Raw genomic sequence first — 6361 nt, forward strand, 5'->3', positions numbered from 1 at the left:
TAAGTCAGCGGACAAGTTCTTTGTTATATAGCCACCAGCCACCACACGCGAAATGTGTTTTGCTGGGGCTCAACTTACATTCGGTTGTATTGCCACCACACGCTATATGGTTTCCATCAGGACTTGATTGGCAATAACTAGCCTCCCCACCACAAGCAGAAGACTTACCGCTTGGGCTGGATTGGCAATAGCTTGCCTTGCCACCGCAGCCAACACCAAAACCATTGGGGCTGGACTGACAATAGCTTGCTTCCCCGCCGCACGCTGCGTTGATCCCTGATGGGCTAGACTGACAATACGATGCCTTTCCACCACACGCGACTCCATCGCCATTTGGACTAGATTGACAATACGATGCCTCGCCACCGCAAGCGACCCGGCTTCCGTCAGGACTGGACTGGCAATAGCTTGCTTTCCCACCGCAGGCGACATGGCTACCATCAGGGCTGGATTGACAGTATGAAGCTTGACCGCCGCACTGAACCAAACGGCCATCTTTGCTTGATAAGCACGAACTGGACGCGCCATCACATATAACGATGCGTCCTTCTGCGGCAAGTTCACATGCTGAAGCGGACAGGTGCACTGCAAAGAATATTGCAGCGATTAGTATTGTCATAATGATACGCATAATGCTTTCCCTGACTTATAACGGCAAAGGTCACCGGCGCCCGTCAGGGCGTCCGGTGCACCGCCTTGTTGGGCGCGATTAGCTCAAGGGTTTCTCAGGGAAGCCCCCGATTTATTGCTCCTTAGACGTCTAGTACAGAGTCAAGGTAGCCGCATACGCACTAATGGCACGAGCTTCTATGGTTAGGAAGGCAAACGAACTTCGCGAAATGCCTCACCAAGCTGAAGCGCCGCACTTCGCCTGTCGCCCATGTCGACCAGCATGTCGAGGATCCGCAGGAATTTCTGAGCTATAGCCAGTGTCATTGGTGCGTCACGATGTGCAAAGTGCTGAACCAGTTCTGCGATTCGCGCCGGAATGAACGTTCCATGCCAACCCTTTAGATTGTCGGGTCCGTCGCCGATAATTGCGAGCACTTGGTCCGCGAAGGCTTCGGCCGGATAGTTGGCCCTAGCTCGCTCACAGAGCGTCAAGAACGGGTCCATCACGGAAGCAGCCCATCCGCCAGCGCGAATGAAACGATCAATCAATGGCAGAATGCGGCTGATTTCGGACCAGTCGCCATTCACGTAGCGAGCGGCCAAGTCCGCGCGCTCGACTGAGACAAACATCAACGTGCGAACAAGCTTGGGTTGATCGAAGCCTGAGAATTCTCCGCTTCGGTAGGTGTCGCGCATGAAGGCGGGGGCCTGGAGAAGCCGCCCGAGACAGAGGTCAAGCGTCGCGACCGCGTCGGCTGGAACGACCAGCGCATCGTACAGGTAAGCGCAGACGTAGGTGCTCGCGAGTGGAGAGAGGAGAGCCCAGCAATTGTCGCCTTCGAGACCCAAAATCGGGTCAAGGAAGCGGGCCTGAAAGTCAGCAAGCGGGATAAGGCCAGCCACGTGACCCAACCTTGATCCGAGCGTATGCGTCCACTCAAAGATCTGGGTCGCTGACCGATCACGGTGTCCAGGCTTCACCCACGGTGGCGCATTTTTCTGGTTGGTCCAGTCGAGAACACTGGCAAGGAAGTCGAGAAGCACGCTCTTTGCACTGCTGTTTATAACCTCGTCGAAGGGGATGCGCTGAAGGACTTCTGCAGCCTGCTTTGAGTGCCAGAAGACATCCGGTTCACCCCATACCTCAGCAGCGTCGGTTGCATCATCCAAGTCGTAATCTTCATATCTTTGATGCCCACGCCGACCCTTCCCGGGTTCGACCTTCACCCAGGCTGGAGGCGGTAACGGGAGAGGCGCCCATCCTCTTCCATACTCATAGAACGCAAGCGCCGCGTTGACAGCTGCTTGTGCTTCATTCGATGTATGGATTGCTTCACCGTGTTGACGGGGCTGGTCCCGCGGCCGAGAAGGAACGTGGCAGAGTGAAAATGCCAAGATCAGCGCGGCCCAAGTCAATTTGGAGTCCTTAGGCCAAAGCTTGCAGGCTTCTTCGAGCGCGGCCAACGAAACGACTTCCAGTGGGTGTGCAATCAGCCCGAGGAGGTCGCGAGTCGCACCGCGTGCCGCTGTACCTTCGCGGAGATCCGCTGCGAGGCCTCGGGCCACATAGATCCCCTGGTGCCATGGGACGACGGAACTGGGGGACCACATCAGATCGAACTTTTCTGGCAGACGGATCGCGCGTCCCAGGACACCACGAGCCCACTCAAGGTCTTCGTGTGTACAGCCTTCTCGGAAGTTAAGCACTATGGCCGCCGTGGCGGCGACTGCACCCCGACGCATTCCCAACTGTTCTTCTTCATTCTCGCTGCCCGGGTGTTCGAATAAGTCTCTGGCGTCCGCTTCCTTGGACAACACAATGGCATCCTCTATCGTATAGGTGTCGTTCAACGTCTTCTCTTCGAATGATTTGGATGCCCACGTCCAAAGGCCGGTCAGCCTGAGGTACTTAGTAGCCTCTTCGGCCCTGGCGACATTTTCAGGCTCAGCAGCGGAAGGGCTAACGTGGACAATCGCTATTTGATCCGAACCCTCTTCCGTGCGGTAGGCCTGATAGTTTTCTGTGTCCGCCAACTCGGCATATTCGAGGGCCTGCTTTGTGAGGTCCTCCCGTGCCTCAGGAATGTCGCGGTGCTCTTCGTACTGAAATGGCAGATCGATCTTGAAATTAAGTATTGCTTCACGGGCTTGATCACTGATCGGTGCAGGCTCAAAGATGAACCTGGGCACCATCCAGCTAAGCTGTGTCTTGCGAACCGGCCGGGCATTTGCTGCTTGGATCGCCTCTACGTGCGGCATGTCGGTGCGTTGCGTGAAGCCGATCAGGTTCGCAGTTGACGAGAAATCTTGCGCCATTCGGTTATGGTCTGCCGCCAACAGGCGCTGTGAGGTGAAGAGCGGCAACGTCCCTTCGGACACCGTCTCAGTATGGAGCGCAAGCATCGACGCGACGCCTAGGATAGCGATACACTCGTTCCCCTCGACGATTCGCTGGATCAACTCGTCGACGGACCTGTTACGCTCAAGCTCGGCGAAGCACCACTCCTCAAGCGCCATAAACCCGCAGCCGATGGCATTGGGCGCCCACGTCGACCGAAACCAAAGATACTCCCGGTCGGTGCCCCAGAACTTTTGGGTACCCCAAGGAAATGTCAGTTCGAGCGGTATGGGGGTGCCATCACGGTCTCGTGAATAACGATGCAGCTGTCGCCACGCGGTCATCGCGTGATTGCACAGTTCCCGAAAGAGACGCAGGGCCTCGTCGGGTGATGATTGGAAAAGTGAGTGAAAGGGCTCTCTAAGCGGCGAAGGGGGCGAGAAGCTTGGGTAGTCGTCGTGGATCGAAAGCCTTTCCCAGTCGTGGTAACTGAAATCGCCGACCGTTCGCAAAGAAACACCGAAGGAAAGCGCCATTTGCTGTTTACGCGTGCGCTCGGCTTCAGGCTTTGCCAGAATGGCCTTGCGCCGCTCGGATGCGGCCCGAAGCTCCTGCTTTTCACGGGCAACTTGCTCGTCAGGAAGCTCTTCGCGCAAGAAAACCAGTGAAAGCTCAACGATCGACTGAGGCAGCGATTGGGCGAGTACAGGTGAGTAGGCAATGATGTCATGAAACGCATCATCACGGATGCGTTCTAAAGCGACGACCCGCTGCAAATAGTCGGCCGCAAGGGTCGGCTCGGCTCTCGACGATCTTAAGAGAAGTTGGCCAAGAGATTTTCGGAAAGCGCCCAAGTCGGGCACCCGCGCCCAGTACTCAGAGTTTTCGTCAGGCCCATCAGCGGTACTGATCGCGTCGATGGCGGCGAGCCAGATAGCGCATTGTTGTAAAAGAGCGCGAGACGTCGGGTTGCGAAGTTCGGCTAGGGCGTTCTGCCAGACCTCGAAGATTGCGACTACCTCCGGATAGAGCCTCTGCGGAATATCTGAAACGCGCCGGAGAATAAAGCCGATGAGGCGACGCCACGCGGCGAAGTCGGAAGGCCAGCCGAGAAGATCAGCGAACCGTTGGCGTTGCTCCTGTGGGAGCGTGCCAGCCAGGATACTCGCATTCGGAGAGGTCTTCTCAGCCTGAAACCAGACGAGTGCCTTCCTGAAAAGCCGGAAGTCGTCGGCAAAGACGGCCGTCGCGAACTGGCCCTCATCAGCTTCGAACCTCGCAGTTCCGAGGGGACCGATCAGCCACGCTCTCAGCCATTGTGATCTAAGGTCCGAACCCTCGGTTTGGGCGAGGTACGTTGGCCAGTCTTCTCCCTGTGCGTACTCCCATTGAGAAACAAGTTCGACGACTCGTGCGACCGCTGGCGGCTCGCCGCAGGTCTTGATCTCTTCGATCCATTGGGGCCCGCGATCAGCCAGGACATAGAAGAAGGCCCATTCGAAGAAAATATCGTGAGCGAAGCGGACGGAGATCCCTTCACGAGCGTTCTGAAGTATGCCATCCGATCTTAGATCATCAATGTGTGCGGCCGAGGTTAGCTGACTAATGCGAATCGGCTGGCTTAGCTGGCGGGCACGAATACGTGCCAAGTCGAGCAATGCGCGCTGACGCTCAATCGCGCTTTGGCCGGTCTCGTTGTAGCCACCCCGCCGCCACCAATTCTCGATCAAATCGACTTCAGATCGGGGAGCGAATGTCGGGACGCTGGTGTCAGCCACATAACTCTGGTTCAGCACCTTCGCGAAAAAGGGGCGTCGGACGATCTCTTGCGCCTGCGCTGATCCAAACAGAAGTGGCCTCAGGTGTGGTTTGGCTTTTGCAAGCGTCTCAGCCTCTTCGTCGCTCAGCTGACCAACGTCAAGCGTCTCGACCTTCAGGACATCAAGGAAGTGGCCTAACCAATTGCGAAGCACTTCAATCCCTGTGTCGCGCAGGGAGACAACGACGCGCCAATTATCGAGCAGCGGCGACTCCGCGATGACACGGATTACGTCGAGGATTATGGGCTGGTGCTCCTTCTCAATGCGATCAATTGCATCGATAAACAAAATGGGAGTGCCGGCGGCTCCGATCTCCACGAGAAGTTGCTCCAGGGGAGCACCAGAGAGTCTCTGCGAGGCCGCGTAGCTGATCCAACTGGTGCCTTCGAGCTGTTCGGCTTTGAGGAAGAGGACCGGTCCGCGTTCTAGCGCGCGTTGTACCGCTCGCCTCACCAAGACTGATTTGCCACTTCCTGGCAGGCCTCGGACCTGGACGACACGGGCTGCGGTAAGCTTGGCGTCCAGCCTCTCAAGGAGCGAGGTTCGGTCGAGCTTTATTCCGCCAACATCGTCCGGAATAAGGTTCTCGTAGCTCCTTGCGAGCTCCTTCAACTTGTCGAGATCTCGGTACAAGGACGTCGCGCCTCGAAGGCGTGCGACAGATGAGATCGAACGCACAAGCCGCGCGCGATCAAACTGGCCTGACTTCCCTGCTGATGCGCGGGCTAACTGAACGACCCGCGACCAGACGAGTGGGGCTTTGGCTGCGTCATCGGGCACGAGACAATCTCGAATGCGATTAATGGCATCAGGCGGATCAGTGGCTCCTTCTCGAAGGAAATCGAACTGGATGAGCACAAAGTGCGCCAGGAACTGATGCACTTCTTCACTCGTGCACGGTGTCCCCTTCGCCTCTTCCAGTAGGGCAATGACGTCGTTCTTGACCGCTGTGATGTCGGCGCTAGCGCTGCCATCTTTCGCAAAGCGAGCGTCGAAATGGTCAGCTGTCAGACTTTCACGGGCCCAATCGCAAAGGGTCTTGAGCGCCCTTTCTTTGGTAGGCGTAACCGTGCCAACCGCTGCCCCATAGCGATCAGCATTGATGCGGAAGTCGGACTTTTTGAGTGTGGCCCAACTGTCTCGGATGATGTCGCGAAAGTCTTTGTTCGTTTTTGCCTTGCTGATCGTAAGTGAACGTTTCACCTGGAGGCTAAGTCGAGCGGGGTTCTTTGCTATCCCTCCAAAATCGACGATTACATCATCGAGCGGTTCGCCGAAGTCGCGCTGCTGAACCGACACTCGGACAACAATTCGATCATCAATGCCGGGTGAAAAAGCCTCGGCTAGCAATGCGGTGAGGTAGAACGCAGCCGCGTCCCCTTCAAAGGTAAAACCCTCGCCGCCGGCGAGTTCAGGTGATTGTGGCATCGCTAGCCTGTAAAATTCGTGGACTAGTTATAAGTCGAGGAGCCAATTTTGTGACTGCAGGCACTATCTGCGCGGCATGGTCATGACTATGTTTCATTTGCCTGCCCAACGTCCTAGCTAACCGGCGCGGGCGGCTTTATCGCCCGCGTCCGTGTTAAGCGGA

Annotated in this window: 2 protein-coding genes; both read right to left on the reverse strand. The window is 56.7% G+C overall.

Annotated elements, in window-relative coordinates:
- Window positions 1–102 precede the first annotated feature (102 nt).
- Window positions 103–528, reverse strand: coding sequence for a hypothetical protein (locus tag ABTW62_RS13280; protein WP_430905055.1), 426 nt, complete (start codon window positions 526–528; stop codon window positions 103–105).
- A 285-nt stretch (window positions 529–813) separates the two neighbouring features.
- A complete protein-coding gene (locus ABTW62_RS13285) occupies window positions 814–6198 on the reverse strand; it encodes a hypothetical protein (protein ID WP_430905056.1) in 5385 nt (1794 codons plus the stop codon).
- Window positions 6199–6361: the final 163 nt, after the last annotated feature.

It is taken from the genome of Nitrosomonas sp. ANs5 (genome assembly GCF_050584665.1).
Taxonomy (GTDB): Bacteria; Pseudomonadota; Gammaproteobacteria; order Burkholderiales; family Nitrosomonadaceae; genus Nitrosomonas.

Bases quoted from the DNA above. Each gene is read 5' to 3' on its own strand.
- ABTW62_RS13280 (WP_430905055.1), bottom strand. From the start codon at position 528: ATGGCGCGTCCAGTTCGTGCTTATCAAGCAAAGATGGCCGTTTGGTTC.
- ABTW62_RS13285 (WP_430905056.1), bottom strand. From the start codon at position 6,198: ATGCCACAATCACCTGAACTCGCCGGCGGCGAGGGTTTTACCTTTGAA.